This is a genomic window from Lentimicrobiaceae bacterium (assembly GCA_020636745.1).
Lineage (GTDB): Bacteria > Bacteroidota > Bacteroidia > Bacteroidales > Lentimicrobiaceae > Lentimicrobium.
Genome location: JACJXH010000011.1, coordinates 24,140 through 38,799 on the forward strand (window position 1 = coordinate 24,140; position 14,660 = coordinate 38,799).

Annotated in this window: 14 protein-coding genes and 2 tRNA genes; 11 read left to right on the forward strand and 5 right to left on the reverse strand. The window is 39.9% G+C overall.

The features are described from left to right. Positions 1-16 precede the first annotated feature (16 nt). Both aspS and H6541_14095 read left to right on the forward strand, forming a co-directional pair. Positions 17-1,774, forward strand: coding sequence for an aspartate--tRNA ligase (gene aspS / locus H6541_14090; protein ID MCB9016915.1), 1,758 nt, complete (start codon positions 17-19; stop codon positions 1,772-1,774). Between the two features lie 91 nt (positions 1,775-1,865). After that, on the forward strand, positions 1,866-2,204 hold the full coding sequence (locus tag H6541_14095; GenBank protein ID MCB9016916.1) for a hypothetical protein: 339 nt from the start codon (positions 1,866-1,868) through the stop codon (positions 2,202-2,204). A 19-nt stretch (positions 2,205-2,223) separates the two neighbouring features. Here H6541_14095 and def read toward each other — a convergent pair whose 3' ends face one another. Continuing rightward, the gene (def, locus tag H6541_14100; protein MCB9016917.1) at positions 2,224-2,883 is read right to left on the reverse strand and encodes a peptide deformylase; all 660 of its coding nucleotides are present in this window, start codon (positions 2,881-2,883) and stop codon (positions 2,224-2,226) included. A 177-nt stretch (positions 2,884-3,060) separates the two neighbouring features. Here def and H6541_14105 point away from each other — a divergent pair, with 177 nt between their 5' ends. The 9 genes from H6541_14105 (at position 3,061) to H6541_14145 (ending at position 9,453) form a co-directional block, all read left to right on the forward strand. Further along, on the forward strand, positions 3,061-3,750 hold the full coding sequence (locus H6541_14105; protein MCB9016918.1) for a queuosine precursor transporter: 690 nt from the start codon (positions 3,061-3,063) through the stop codon (positions 3,748-3,750). A gap of 120 nt (positions 3,751-3,870) precedes the next feature. Beyond that, positions 3,871-4,236, forward strand: coding sequence for a dihydroneopterin aldolase (folB, locus tag H6541_14110; protein MCB9016919.1), 366 nt, complete (start codon positions 3,871-3,873; stop codon positions 4,234-4,236). Continuing rightward, positions 4,229-4,429: a cysteine-rich CWC family protein gene (locus tag H6541_14115; protein MCB9016920.1), complete on the forward strand. Its 201-nt coding sequence runs from the start codon at positions 4,229-4,231 to the stop codon at positions 4,427-4,429. Before folB ends, H6541_14115 begins: the two co-directional genes overlap by 8 nt. A 93-nt stretch (positions 4,430-4,522) precedes the next feature. Continuing rightward, positions 4,523-4,593: transfer RNA gene (locus H6541_14120), tRNA-Cys, on the forward strand. A 344-nt stretch (positions 4,594-4,937) separates the two neighbouring features. Further along, positions 4,938-5,471: an FMN-binding protein gene (locus H6541_14125; protein ID MCB9016921.1), complete on the forward strand. Its 534-nt coding sequence runs from the start codon at positions 4,938-4,940 to the stop codon at positions 5,469-5,471. Between the two features lie 58 nt (positions 5,472-5,529). Next, on the forward strand, positions 5,530-6,111 hold the full coding sequence (locus H6541_14130) for a manganese efflux pump (GenBank protein ID MCB9016922.1): 582 nt from the start codon (positions 5,530-5,532) through the stop codon (positions 6,109-6,111). A 235-nt stretch (positions 6,112-6,346) separates the two neighbouring features. Further along, a complete protein-coding gene (locus tag H6541_14135; GenBank protein ID MCB9016923.1) occupies positions 6,347-8,050 on the forward strand; it encodes a glutamine--tRNA ligase/YqeY domain fusion protein in 1,704 nt (567 codons plus the stop codon). A 72-nt stretch (positions 8,051-8,122) separates the two neighbouring features. Next, a tRNA-Gln gene (locus H6541_14140) sits at positions 8,123-8,195 on the forward strand. 196 nt (positions 8,196-8,391) lie between these two features. Next, positions 8,392-9,453 (forward strand): DUF2891 domain-containing protein, encoded by a 1,062-nt coding sequence (locus H6541_14145; GenBank protein ID MCB9016924.1) that lies wholly within the window; start codon positions 8,392-8,394, stop codon positions 9,451-9,453. Positions 9,454-9,559: 106 nt separating this feature from the next. Here H6541_14145 and H6541_14150 read toward each other — a convergent pair whose 3' ends face one another. The 4 genes from H6541_14150 to H6541_14165 all read right to left on the reverse strand — a co-directional run bounded on the left by H6541_14150 (position 9,560) and on the right by H6541_14165 (position 14,603). Then, positions 9,560-11,218 (reverse strand): MBOAT family protein, encoded by a 1,659-nt coding sequence (locus H6541_14150; protein ID MCB9016925.1) that lies wholly within the window; start codon positions 11,216-11,218, stop codon positions 9,560-9,562. Beyond that, positions 11,211-12,506, reverse strand: a complete 1,296-nt coding sequence (locus H6541_14155) for a hypothetical protein (protein ID MCB9016926.1) — start codon at positions 12,504-12,506, stop codon at positions 11,211-11,213. Before H6541_14155 ends, H6541_14150 begins: the two co-directional genes overlap by 8 nt. Beyond that, positions 12,503-13,945, reverse strand: a complete 1,443-nt coding sequence (locus H6541_14160; GenBank protein ID MCB9016927.1) for a lipase — start codon at positions 13,943-13,945, stop codon at positions 12,503-12,505. The genes H6541_14155 and H6541_14160 overlap by 4 nt, the downstream gene beginning before the upstream one ends. A gap of 160 nt (positions 13,946-14,105) precedes the next feature. Then, positions 14,106-14,603, reverse strand: coding sequence for a prolyl-tRNA synthetase associated domain-containing protein (locus tag H6541_14165; GenBank protein MCB9016928.1), 498 nt, complete (start codon positions 14,601-14,603; stop codon positions 14,106-14,108). Positions 14,604-14,660 lie beyond the last annotated feature (57 nt).

A 14,660-nucleotide genomic window follows, 5' to 3' on the forward strand; every position in this document is an offset into this window, starting at 1 on the left:
TAAAAATTAAAAAAATATGCTACGTTCACACACCTGCGGAGAACTCAATCTTTCAAATAACGGACAATCAGTAACTTTAAGTGGCTGGGTTCAGCGTTCGCGCGACCTGGGCGGAATGACCTTTGTTGATCTACGTGATCGTTATGGACTAACTCAGCTTGTTTTCAACATGGAAACCAATGCTGTCCTTTGCCAGGAAGCACGTAAACTTGGACGCGAATATGTTATCACTGTGAAAGGGAAAGTGGCAGAGCGTAGCAATAAAAACCCCAAAATGCCAACCGGCGAAGTTGAAATAATAGTCGACTATCTGGAAGTACTCAACACTTCAAAAATTCCGCCTTTTACTATTGAAGACAACACTGACGGAGGCGATGAACTCCGCATGAAATATCGTTACCTCGACTTAAGACGCAACAACGTACGCGACAATCTGATGCTCAGGCACAACATGGGCATTGAAACCCGAAACTACATGAATGACATCGGGTTTATTGAAGTTGAAACCCCTGTTCTTATTAAATCCACCCCTGAAGGTGCCCGCGATTTTGTAGTTCCTTCACGCATGAATGAAGGACAATTTTATGCACTGCCGCAATCACCCCAAACATTCAAGCAACTGCTGATGGTGGCAGGTTTCGACAGGTATTTTCAAATTGTGAAGTGCTTCCGCGATGAAGACCTTCGTGCTGACCGCCAGCCTGAATTTACACAAATTGACTGCGAAATGTCATTTGTAACACAGGAAGATATTCTTGACACTTTTGAAGGATTGACCAAATACTTGTTTAAAACTGTGAAAGGTGTTGAAATTGAGAAATTACCGCGCATGACATTTGCTGATGCCATGAGATATTATGGCAACGACAAACCAGATATTCGCTTCGAAATGAAGTTTGTTGAGCTGAACGAACTGGTAAAAGGTCATGACTTCAAGGTATTTGATGATGCAGAACTGGTAGCCGGTATCAATGCTGCAGGCAGCGCAGGTTATACACGCAAACAACTGGATGCACTTACTGATTTTGTAAAACGACCACAGGTAGGTGCCAGCGGATTAGTATATGTTCGTTTCAACGAAGATGGCAGTCTGAAATCATCCGTTGATAAATTCTATAGCGAAGAAGACCTGAAAAAATGGGCCGAAGCTTTTGATGCCAAACCCGGCGATTTAATGCTGATTTTGGCCGGAACAACAAATAAAACCCGGAAAGCCCTGTCTGAGCTCCGTCTGGAAATGGGAACCCAGCTTGGCCTGAGAAATCCGGAAGTATTTGCTCCACTGTGGGTTGTTGATTTTCCTTTGCTTGAGTGGGATGACGAAACACAGCGTTATTACGCCATGCACCATCCGTTTACATCACCCAAGCCTGAAGATATTCCTTTACTTGACACTCATCCGGGTAATGTGCGCGCGAATGCCTATGATTTGGTTATCAATGGTGTTGAAATCGGAGGAGGTTCTATAAGAATTCACAACAAGGACCTGCAGAAAAAAATGTTTACTATTCTTGGCTTTACTGATGAGGATGCCCAGGCACAGTTTGGCTTCCTGATGAATGCTTTTGAATATGGAGCTCCTCCTCATGGCGGAATCGCCTTTGGATTTGATCGTATGTGCTCGCTATTCGGAGGCTCAGACAGCATACGCGATTACATTGCATTCCCCAAAAACAACTCAGGCCGTGATGTGATGATTGATTCTCCTTCACCCATCAAACAGGAACAACTTGATGAACTTCGGTTATTGATCAATACACCGGAAAAAAAGTAAAAACAAATACTTAATTTACCCGATTCAGGACACCATTTTTAACAATAATCGTTAACAGCCCAAATGGTTAGAGGCACAACATTTTGAGCTAATGAAACCTGTAAAATCACTTTTACCTGCATCGCGCTGGTTGTTGCGTATCACAATGCTCACTTACCTCATCATGCAGCATGGTAAAACCATTGTGGCTCTTCAATACGAAACAAGGCCATTTTACATTGCTTCAGCTTTTGTATTATTCGGCATTTTGCTTTTTGCTGGCGGGTTTACTTCAAAACCTTCGTTAACGGTTGTTTCCGCCTTGTTGTTATGTTTGTTGTTCGCGTATTACATTTATCTGAATTTTGTTCCGCAAATAACCGAGCCTCAGGTTCTGAAGCTCCTGTTATTTTCTGTCTGTCTCTATTTCGTATCCTCTGCCAACAAATAAGTTCAAAAAACGAGGAAAGTTACAATCCGGAAGAAAGTTCAGGCTTGATAAACAACTCAACGCCCTCCGGTAGCGGAATGGAAAATTCATTTTGTTGCTGTCGCATACGATCAGGAAATAAAATGCCATTGAGGTGATCTATTTCATGCTGAAAAACAATGGCCGTAAAGTCTTCCACCATTTCGGTATGAAAATCACCATTAAAATTCTGATATTCAATTAATATAGCATAACTCCTCATCAATAACCCCCTTTCATCGGGAACAGAAAGACACCCCTCGCCTCCTTTTCGGTTAAGTATTGAATATTTCAGAATCCTGGGATTGATGTAAAACTCAAAAGGAGAACCCGGCTTATCAAATCTTTGCACCCAAATAACATTTCGGTTTACACCAACCTGCGGAGCTGCAATACCGACTCCCGGATTTGCACTGTCGCGCATCGAAAGAAACATTCTGTGAGAGAGCAGAGGTAAACACGTATCTGCCGGATTGATATCGGTGCTTTTCCTGTTTAAAGTCTCCAAATCAACAGGTGAAGTATAAACCAGCACACGCATCATTCTGTTTGTATCGCCTGAGAATATCAGTTTCTTTTCCGAAAAACTAAAATTTTGAGCCCACAGATTACAAACCATCCACAAACTGAAACCAATAACCAAATTAATCTTTCTAAGCATTTTGCAGTATTTAAGTATTCACTAACAAAAGTAATTACATTATTCGTAAATCATCTCAATCGTTTTATTTTCAGCGGGTTTGTGGCAATAATTAAATTAAACCACCTGATTCAGAATAGATTCGTATTTTTGCAGGCCTTAAAAAATTAAAACCAATAGATAATGCAAGCTCAAAAAATGAATCAGGAAGGGAATTTTCGCTATTTTGATGTAATTATGGCACTCTTTGTGGCTGTCCTTCTTATATCAAACCTGGCTTCCACCAAGATTGTTACGATGTGGATGTTTACTTTTGACGGAGGAACTATACTATTTCCGCTCAGTTATATATTTGGTGACATCCTGACAGAAGTTTATGGTTATCAACGATCACGAAAAGTTATCTGGACCGGCTTCGGAGCTGCGCTTTTAATGTCTTTGGTTTTATGGGTAGTTCAACTGTTGCCGGCAGCCACTGACTGGCCCAATCAGCAAGCATATGAATCATTGCTTGGCTTTGTTCCCCGTATCGTACTGGCCAGCCTGGTGGCTTATTTCGGGGGCGCCTTTTCCAACGCTTTTCTTATGTCGAAGCTTAAAATCAAAACCAAAGGAAAATTACTTTGGGTTAGAACAATAGGTTCAACTCTGCTGGGAGAAGGCATTGATACAGCAATTTTCTGTATGATTGCATTTTATGGCACGATGCCCAATGAAATATTGGTGGCTATCATTGTCTCCAATTATGTATTCAAGTCGGGAGTTGAAATCCTTTTTACCCCGCTTACATACGCTATCGTAGGATTTCTTAAGAAGAGAGAACATGCTGATGTTTATGACACTGGCATCAGCTACAATCCGTTCAGATATTTTGTAAAAGAGTCCTAAAAATTCGTTTTTAGTGTATTTTCCACTACAACCAATCTTTACAAAATTAAGTTTGGCAAAACTATTCCAGGCTTTACTTATCAGGATAACAATCGTTATCTTTGCTAAAACTTGTTTAAAATGGGAATGATTTCGATAGAAGGTATGGAGTTTTTCTCCTATCATGGCTGCTTCAAAGAAGAGCAGGTAATTGGTACAAGGTTTATTGTTGATTTGTTTATTGATGTAGACACCCGGCAGGCTGAACGCACCGATGACCTGCATCAAACAGTTAACTACCTGAGCGTGTACCAAACTGTTAAAAAAGAGATGGAGCAAAAGTCTCATCTGCTCGAGCATGTTGCCCACAGAATTATACAGGCAGTGCATACACGTTTCCCTGATGTGATTGATACAGAGGTGAAAATTTCAAAGTTAAACCCTCCTCTGGGCGGTAAAATTGATCGTGTTTGTGTTACTTTATCCAGCGAAGATATTTATGAGTGAACCATCAAAACCCACCCAAAAAATCTGTCCACGATGCGGCTTACCCTTTGAATGTGAGCACTCTGCTTCATGTTGGTGTAATGCTTATACTCTTTCGCCTGCTAACACCGAAAAACTTAGAAATGAGTTCGATAATTGCCTGTGTCCCCAATGTCTGCAGCTATATGCAAACCCGGTAAAAGACACAAATTGAGCGCATAATAATGCTGTTTAAAGAGCAATTTTTGTCTTTGGAATTTTTTTTGTGCATAAATTCTATATTTTTCATACTTTTGCACTCAGAAATGGTTTCGTGGCCGAGTGGCTAGGCAGAGGTCTGCAAAACCTTCTACAGCGGTTCGAATCCGCTCGAAACCTCAGAAGACATTTATAGAATGTAATTCTAAATGTCAAATAATATAAAAATCAGGACTTTAACGGTCCTGATTTTTTTTTGAAAACACAAATCATTCAGTTGAATACTCCTTCTGCTTTATTTATTTTTAGCTTTACGACTGTGCTGTAATAAAAACAGATGTTCAACTAACAAAGGCTGAGGGACAGGACAAATACGATATCTCTTTCAATGCAGGAATAGGAATTATATTCTGATAGCAGGTAATAACATCCGATGTTGGATTTTAGTAACCTGACGTTGGAAAAATCAGAAAAAATCCAGCGTCAGGGTTACTTTTACACGATTTACTTATAATGCTTGTAATATGAAAGTTTACCTTTTCTTTCTTTCCATTTTATTAACACCTGCACTTTTCGGGCAGCAACTCACGCGTGAAGGTTCTAAAAAACTCGATAAACTGATTTCTGACCTTTACCCACAACAAACAATAAACCTTAAAAAACTAGATTTACAGGCATCACATATCACCGATACCGAAATTTTGAATGCAGATGGTCATTGGTTTGCGATAGCAGAGAATGATATTACTCGTGGATGGCTGTCAGTTAACAAAATATGGGGCCGTTATCACGAATTCGAGTATGCTATGATAATTGACAGCTCTTTCAAGATCAAAAACATCACGATACTTAGCTATCCGGCAACACATGGTAATGCAGTAACAAACAAAAAATGGCTCGTGAAATTCAACGGATATTCTGCATCCAACACCCCGGAATATGGGCGAGAGATCGATGCGTTAGCAGGAGCAACCATTTCAGGCACAAGCCTGAGTCATTCCGTTAAAAAATCACTTCTTATTTTTGGCAAACTGCAAAAATCAGGTTTGCTTAAGTAGTTAATTATTCTTTGAAAGTGATAAAAAGCCGTATTTTTGCCCCCTCATTTACGGCTTTATGGAACCTGTTACGCTGCTAGTACTCGCCTTTGGCTTATCATTCGACTCATTTGCTGTTTCAATCAGTAGTGGACTAATGTTACCGCGGATAAGTTTCATCAAAGCCTGTATCATCGCATTTTCTCTTGCATTTTTTCAGGCTATGATGCCCATGATTGGATGGTTAGCCGGTCTTACTATCCGAAACCAATTGGCTCATCTTGACCATTGGATAGCATTTAGCCTTCTTGCCTTACTGGGACTGAAAATGATATACGAGAGTTTAAAACCAGAAGAACACAGAAGCAATTTCAATCCCCTGAAGCCAGCTGTTCTGATTACTATGTCGCTGGCAACCAGCATTGATGCACTGATAGTTGGCGTGAGTTTTGCATTTCTTGAAACGCCAGATACACCTTTATGGATGGCCATCTTGTTACCCGTACTGATAATTGGTTCTGTCACTTACATCATGTCAATGCTGGGCATTTTGTTTGGAAAAAAAGCCGGAGATAAACTCGGAAAACGAATGGAAATGTTGGGAGGCCTGATTCTCATAGGAATTGGTGTAAAAATACTGGCAGAACATCTGTGGCTTTAGCCTCAATCGCACGGAAACTTTTAAGCGAATGTTCGAAAAATTAACTTGTGGCACTTAAGCCTCTTAATAATACTATTGAGATTTCTGCCACAGCATTGTAAATTTTTCATTTTCTCTATCCTTCAGGCGAAATTCCTTCTTACCTTTGCAAACTTAATCCCGAAAGGTATAATTTTCAGCCTTATCTGCTGCAAACCCTTTCAGGATGTACTCTTTAACAATACATTTGCCAAGCATGAGCGACAACAATAATGTATCAGAAGCAGCCGGAAATGTTAAAACGGCAACCAATTTTATTCATTCCATCGTAGAAGAAGATATCAGAAATGGTAAAAATGAGGGTCGGGTTCACACCCGTTTTCCACCGGAGCCTAACGGTTATCTTCATATTGGTCATGCCAAATCCATTTGTCTGAATTTTGGTACCGCTCTGAAGTACAACGGAAAATGCAACCTTCGGTTTGATGACACCAACCCTGTAAAAGAAGATGTTGAATATGTTGACTCTATCCGTTATGATGTGCATTGGCTTGGGTTTGATTGGGAAGGACGTGAATATTTCGCATCAGACTATTTTCAGAAAATTTATGAATTTGCCGAAAAATTGATTTTAAAGGGCAAAGCATATGTTTGCGATTTAACTGCAGAACAGATTGCAGAACAGAAGGGCACTCCTACCCGACCGGGCCAGGAAAGTCCATACCGCAACCGGAGCGTTGAAGAAAATCTTGATCTTTTTCGCCGCATGAAAGCAGGTGAATTTGCCGATGGAACTCATGTACTGAGAGCCAAAATAGACATGTCGTCACCGAATATGCATATGCGTGACCCCATTTTGTACCGCATTATTCATACCGAACATCATCGTACAGGTAATCAGTGGTGTATTTATCCAATGTATGATTTTGCCCATGGCCAAAGTGATAGCATTGAAGGGATAACACACAGCATTTGTACACTCGAATTTGAGGTACACAGGCCATTATATGATTGGTGTATTCGCGAACTTGAAATTTTTGCACCACAGCAAATTGAGTTTGCCCGCCTCAATATGACTTATACTGTGATGAGTAAACGCAAGTTACTCGAATTGGTAAAAAATAATTTTGTTAACGGGTGGGATGATCCCCGGATGCCAACCATTTCAGGCCTCAGGCGCAGAGGGTTTACGCCTGCTTCTATTCGCAATTTTTCCGATCTTGTTGGCGTGGCCAAACGCGAAAATATTATAGATGTTGGCCTGCTCGAATATTGTGTTCGCGAAGATCTAAACAAAAATGCACAGCGCGTTATGGGAGTTATTAATCCTGTAAAGCTTGTTATTACTGACTATCCGGCTGATAAAGTTGAGGAAATGAATGCCATCAACAACCCTGAAAATCTGGAAGCCGGAACACGTAAAGTTGCTTTTACCCGCGAATTGTATATTGAACGCGACGACTTTATGGAAGAGCCTCAGGCAAAGTTTTTCCGTCTGGCGCCTGGCCGTGAAGTAAGGTTAAAATATGCATACATCATCAAGTGTGAATCAGTGGTGAAAGACCCGCAAACCGGAGAAATAACCGAGATACACTGTACGCATGATCCTGAAACCTTAAGTGGAAGATCGCTCAGCAATCGTAAGGTGAAAGGCACGTTGCACTGGGTTTCTGCCTCAAAATCAGTTGAAGCCGAAATCAGACTTTACGACAGGTTATTCCTCGCTGAGAGCCCCGAAGATGTGCCTGAAGGAGAAGATTACAAAAGCAACCTCAATCCCGATTCACTAAAAGTTATCAAAGGTTTTGTTGAATCATCTGTAGCCCGTTCAAAACCATTGGATAAATTCCAGTTTGAACGTTTGGGTTATTTTTGCGTTGACAGTGATTCAAAACCTGAAAAACTAGTATTTAACAGGACCGTTGCGCTGAAAGATTCGTGGGCAAAAGCTAAAATCTGATTTATCTGAAAGTTTTTGTTAAAAAAGCTTGCACGTAAATTAATAATTTTACTATTTTTGCAGCCTCATTACTGACCTATGGTGTAATTGGCAACACGTCTGATTCTGGATCAGAAGAGTCTAGGTTCGAGACCTGGTAGGTCAACAATAAAAGCAGTTATAAGGAAACTTATAATTGCTTTTTTATTTCTGCCAACCTCAATCTTCACAATATTTTATTAGCTGAAGGCGCTTCCAATTCTCACATATTAAAAAATTGACCTGAGACATTGATCATGAACCGGATTTCTACTGGCGTTTTGTAAAAAAAAATCATTTAATTTGTTGTAAAACGGCGCACTATGAAATACATCATTGCAATCTTATTGATGTTTTGGGCTGGCAACTCCCTTGCCCAACAAAAACTAACCGAAGCAAAAGCCTCACACTTCTCCAAACTGGCGCTGAAATGTATACAACAGGAATATCCCAATAAACCGGGAGAAGTTGTTGGCAGCAAAGAAGATATAAAACCGGTGCGCGAATACCGTCCGGCATTTTACGGGTGCTATGACTGGCATTCATCAGTACATGGTCATTGGATGCTGATAAAACTCCTGAAACAATACCCTGACATCCCTGAAGCTTTGCAAATTAAAGATGCCATCAAGAAGAACATTACCCCCGAAAATATAGCCGTAGAAGTTAATTTCTTCCTCGACAGCAATAATAAATCCTTTGAAAGAACTTACGGTTGGGCATGGTTGCTGAAGCTTGCCGAAGAGTTACATACCTGGGACAATCCAGATGGCAGGGAATGGGAAGCCGCCCTTTTTCCTCTTTCTAATCTCATTTGCCAGTATTATCTCGACTTTTTACCTAAGCTGGTTTACCCTATACGGGTGGGCGAGCATTCCAATACGGCCTTTGGACTATCATTCGCCCTCGATTATGCCCGGACAACGCAAAATAAAGCGTTGGAAGCGCTTATTATTGCCAGGGCAAGGGATTTCTATTTAAATGACCAAAACTGCCCTGAATCGTGGGAACCCAGTGGCTATGATTTTCTCTCTCCCTGCCTTATTGAGGCCGATTTAATGGCCAGGGTACTACCCGATGATGAATTTCTTAACTGGATCAATGCTTTTCTGCCCGGAATAAACACCGGTAGCCTGAAAATAATGACAGAAACAGCCAGGGTTGGCGATCGCAGCGATGGAAAATTAGTTCATCTGGATGGTCTTAACTTCTCACGCGCCTGGTGCCTGAAACATCTGGCAGCTAAATCGGGCTTGAACCAAGAAGCATTGATTACCTCAGCCCAAAAGCACCTTGAAGCTGCCCTGCCCAATGTGGCTGATGGCGATTATGCCGGAGAGCACTGGCTGGCAACTTTTGCTGTGATGGCAATGGATACTGAGTAGGGGAGTGTTTTCATCAGAGAACCCAACATTCTGGTAATTTGCCGGAACGTTTGCTCCCGCCAAATCAATGAATATGGCTTATACTCTAATCCCAGAGCAGTTAGGATCAGAACTGAAAATAAATAAACGGCTGAAAGCTCGCTGAATAAGCCTGATAACACAATATACCTGCTACAATAAAGCTTCCGGCTTTTACTGCGAAATGACTGTTTCCATATGTCCGTTCAATGAAGTCCTTTGTTCTAACAGGCAATAAATGTGTAATAAAACCAATCAACATCACAACAAAAACCATCCTGTAATGAGTTAAAACAGACAGAGCGCTGCCCCAATCCATATGATTCCATACCTGTTGAAACCACATTGAAATATGTTCCATGCTTTCGCCCCTGAAATAAATACGCGTAAAAGTGATAAAAGTAAACGTCAACAACACCTTCCAAACAACAGCCAAAGGGTGATTTGACTTTTCCCAGGGACTTATCAAACGCCAGTTCTTATAAGCTACAATCCCCAGCCCATTGAGGCCGCCCCAAATAACAAACTTCCAGGAGGCACCATGCCAAAGTCCGCCAATCAACATAGTAAGCATAATGTTGATATTGGTAATAAAGTGTTTGCTAACAGAAGGAAAAACTTTGGCCGAAACAAATGAAGCAACCACTACTGCAGCAACACTTGCCGCAACAATCCAGTTGCCAAAAGCCAGCGTTGTTCCAGTAAGGATAACACCGGTGAGGATAAAAGAAGTGATACTGCCTTTTTGATTACCACCCAATGGAATATAAAGGTAATCCTTTAAAAATGAAGACAGTGAGATGTGCCATCTTTTCCAGAAATCACCACAATTACGGGCTTTGTAAGGCGAATTGAAGTTTTCAGGCAAACGGAAGCCCATCAGTAGCCCCAGTCCAATAGCGATATCGGTATAACCAGAAAAATCGCCATAAATCTGTAGTGAATATCCGATCATCGCCATTACATTGCTAAATCCTGAGAACATTAAAGGGGCGTCAAACACTTTATCCAGAAAATGCATGGCTATATAGTCGGCAAAAATCATTTTCTTTATCAATCCCTTGATAATCAAGAATGTTCCTCTATCAAAATCCTGTTTGGTGATGAGCGTATCCTTCCCAATCTGAGGAATAAAATTTCCGGCTCTTACAATCGGGCCAGCAACCAGCTGCGGAAAGAAACTTACAAAGAAACCAAAATCAACAACAGAATCAATGGGTTCAAGTTTTCCGCGGTAGATATCAACACAATAGGTAATTGTTTGAAATGTAAAAAAAGAGATACCAATGGGCAATACAATAGAGTCCATGGTAAAATATCCGGCTCTGCTGATGCTGTTACCCCAGGCGGCCAACCAATGAACAACTTCAAAATGGGTATTAAAAATGAAGTTGATTGAATCGGTAAAAAAATATGCATACTTAAAGTAGCTGAGAATAAAGAGATTAAGAGCAACACTTAACGAAACCAGTACCAGCTTTCCTGATTTAGACTGATGCCTGAAAATAAATCGGCCTAACAAAAAGTTGCTGATGGTTGTAAACATCAGCAATCCTACAAACATCCCGCTGGTTTTGTAATAAAAAAACAAGGACACCAGTAACAAATAACTGTTTCTAAGGTTCTTACGCTTATATACAAGTGAAAAGCCAAAGTAAACCAGCGCAAAGAAAATCCAAAACCCCGCCTGCGTAAAAATGAGCGGAAAGTCCTCTGAAAATGAAAATATCTCGCTGAGCCTATTCATTTTTCCCGGTTATCATTTTCAATATACTTTCCGGTTCACGCCCGGTTGATTTTTCCCATTGCAATACAATTGCCTTGAGCAATAAGTCAGCTTTTATGCTGTATCCCAGTGAAGTAAAATGAATTCTGTCGCGAGGCATCAGTTTTTTCAAATACCACTTTTGCGATGAGCCCAACCCGCCCATAATGCTATAAAAATCCCAAACTGCCATCTGATATTTCCTGGCTAATTGATGAATAATTATTTGCTGTCTGGCTGTATTCTTATTGGGGTATTTTCTGCGGTAATACGAATCATTGGGGACCGTCATCAGAATAGCACATTGAGGATTAATTTTCAAGATCGTCTGAATGAGAGATTCATAATATGCAGCAAATTTATCATCTTTAAAATCAGTTGTGTATGCATCATTTGTTCCGATTGAAATGATAAAAAGATCAGGCTGATATAAGCTCAGCTGCTTTTCAAACAAAGTGCACCTGTTGTATGATTCAAAGCTTGCACCGTTTACGCCAATTGAAGTATATTCAATTCCGGGCTTTTCATTCATCAGTTCAACACCCATCAGCTTAAATAATGAAACAGAGGAAGTATCTCTTTTCCGGATTTCGAACAGGGCTGTTTCTGTTTCATGCATCAATTTATATTCAATAAAACCATATTCTATATTCAGACTATCTGAAACAATACAGTTTGTGCTGTCAATCAGGGAAATTGAATAATTCAAACACGATGCATCAACAAAAAATCTGATACGGCTAAAAGAATAAGGCCATTTGGTAAAATTTTTATAATTAGCTTTAATTTTCAGGGTATCAATTGAATCCAACAGCACTGCTGTGATACCTGATAAGCCCCATAAGGTACTGTCTGACTTAACTGACGATCGGTAACCTTTCCATTTCTTTCTGTTCCCATCTATTCTGTAATTCAACGGATTGTTTGTACCGGCGAGCCGGAATGGGAAAATAAACCCACGCTGCGACATGGCCGAATCATTCATATTCTGAAAATAAGTTCTCAGCTTATTGGAGTAAATATCGGCCTGAATATGCGAACCTCCGATATGAAAAATATGAATTTTATCAGTCTTTCCGTTGTATAAACTATCTATTTTCTTAAAAAACAGGTTAAAGTTTTCAGAGGAGTCGGCATAATACAATGTATTGTAATCCTGATGAATAATAGCTTTGTAATACGGCAAAACACTATCGAGAATGTATTCCTGTGCATAAGTGCCAGCAGAAATAATAAGTATTGAAAAAAGCAGAATCAGTTTAACTCTCATTGGGCTAAATCAAGGTATAATGCTGTAAAAAACAGCTCAGAAATAATTTTCGTTCCCTGGGGTGAAAAATGCGTATAATCATTTGCCGCCAGCTTTTGTTCAACCCAGAATGGCATTGAGTTCTTTCCGCCCATAGCCTCATACATACTCCAGTAAGCAATTCCATTCTTTAAACATGTGCTGCGCAATTTATCGTTCAGATAAGGCAAGAGTTGGTAGGTCACCATTTCACCGTTTTCCATTGTACTCATATCTGTGGGACCAATAAAAATAATACTGGCATCCGGCATAAAACGGCGTACCCAGTTAATATGCCCCATCAGATATCTGGCGTAATTATCAATAGCCACAGAATCTTTAACATAAGGAACAGTATTGCCTCCATACTGAAATATTATAATTTCAGGGTTCAGCAAACCTGCCATCCTGGAAAAAATACCAGCTTTCATTCCACTAAAAACAGTACCTGAAGAACCTCGCATGGCAATATTATCAAGACTAATTCCTGAATTACCATCAAGGGTAAGACCATAAAAATCAGGGCTGCAAATGCTTTCCAGCTCTATATGGATTTCACCGGAACGTCCATCGGTTATAATTTCATAACAATGGTAATTATTATCGGCTATCAGGTTGCCTTCCTTTATTAATTGCCCGTTGTTAAATACTTTAATACTAACCGGATAAACAGCGTTTCCATAATGTAAACCGATTTTACTGAAGGATTTGAGTCTGGCATATGATTTTGCAGATGGATTTATCTGAATGTCCGCTTTTACCGGAGGAAGTGATTGTATAGTCAGACTGTCAACCGTTGTATGGTCAAAAGGCGTAAAGCGAGAGAGAGAGGCGTAGAGTCCATATTCCTTATGCGCCAATTTAGGCTGAGTAGGGTCAAAAACTGCAAATCTTAACCAGTTATCACTACAAATTACATCAGCAGAAACCTGATTGTAAACTTGTTTAACAGGAATAAATCCAGGCCCATTTCCGCCATAAATGCCTTGCAGCCGGTTTCTGAGATATCCCGAAATTCTATCTCCTTCCAACTGAGAATCACCATAATGCAAAATGCGGCATGTTCCACTTTCTAATTGAGATTTAAGCCTTGCAGTAAAGTCACTTTTATTGCCAGGATACTGAATTCTGAGAACTTCTGATGTGTCAATGGAGGAAAAGTCGGGAATTGATGGAACAAACTCTTCCACGGGAATTGACTTCTCTATGATAGAAATAACACTATCAGCCCTTGTATTAACCTCAGGCTTGTTGGTTAACAGAAATTCGCTGACGGTAGGATATTTTATGAAAAGTTTTCCCAACTCAAAACCGCTTTCTCTACCTTCACCTTCGCGTATATAAGATTTACTTAAAAAGGTAACTGCCAGCAAAATACTGAGCGTAAAAAAGATAAATAAAACAATTTTTCTAGGGTTCATTCGAATTAAGGCAATCGGAATCAGTTAATTAAAAAACATTGAAACCAGTATGACAAAAACATGCAAAGTACATTGATTCATTCAGTTCTGACATTAAAATCCATCATCCTTTGTGCAAATCGGATAAGCCTTCCCATCTTTGCAATCATTCATGTGTTTATTAGTCATACAATTCCAGAAACTCCCATGTATTGCCAGTTGATTCCAGATATTTCATAAAATCATTAAAATTCAGCACAAGTGACGCGGTATTGATATTGGGATGAAAACTGATTTTGGGAAGATTTTTCAGATTTTTATCCAAAAACAAATGCACATGATGGTCAATATCATGAATTAGTCCAAAAGGAGAAACAGAGCCGGGTTTTAAACCAAGGTATTTCTCCATTCTTTGTTCAGAGGCAAAGCTAAGTTTTCCCTGCTTTAATCTCTTTTCCAAATCATGAATGGCCAATGTTTGTAAATGACTGAATATGACCAGATAGTGTTTATTTCCTTTATGATTGCGAAAAAACAGGTTTTTGCAATGGGTTGTTTCCTTGATATCTTTCCAGAACTGCAGCGCAATTTCAATAGTTGGTGCTGGCGGGTGCTCGTAGTATTCAAAGGAAATCTTCAACTCGTCAAGTTTCCGGTAGAGTAGGGGATCGCCATTCATAAGCCTATTTCTGATTTAATATATCAACACTTGTCAAAGACAAGCATGTTGGAATCA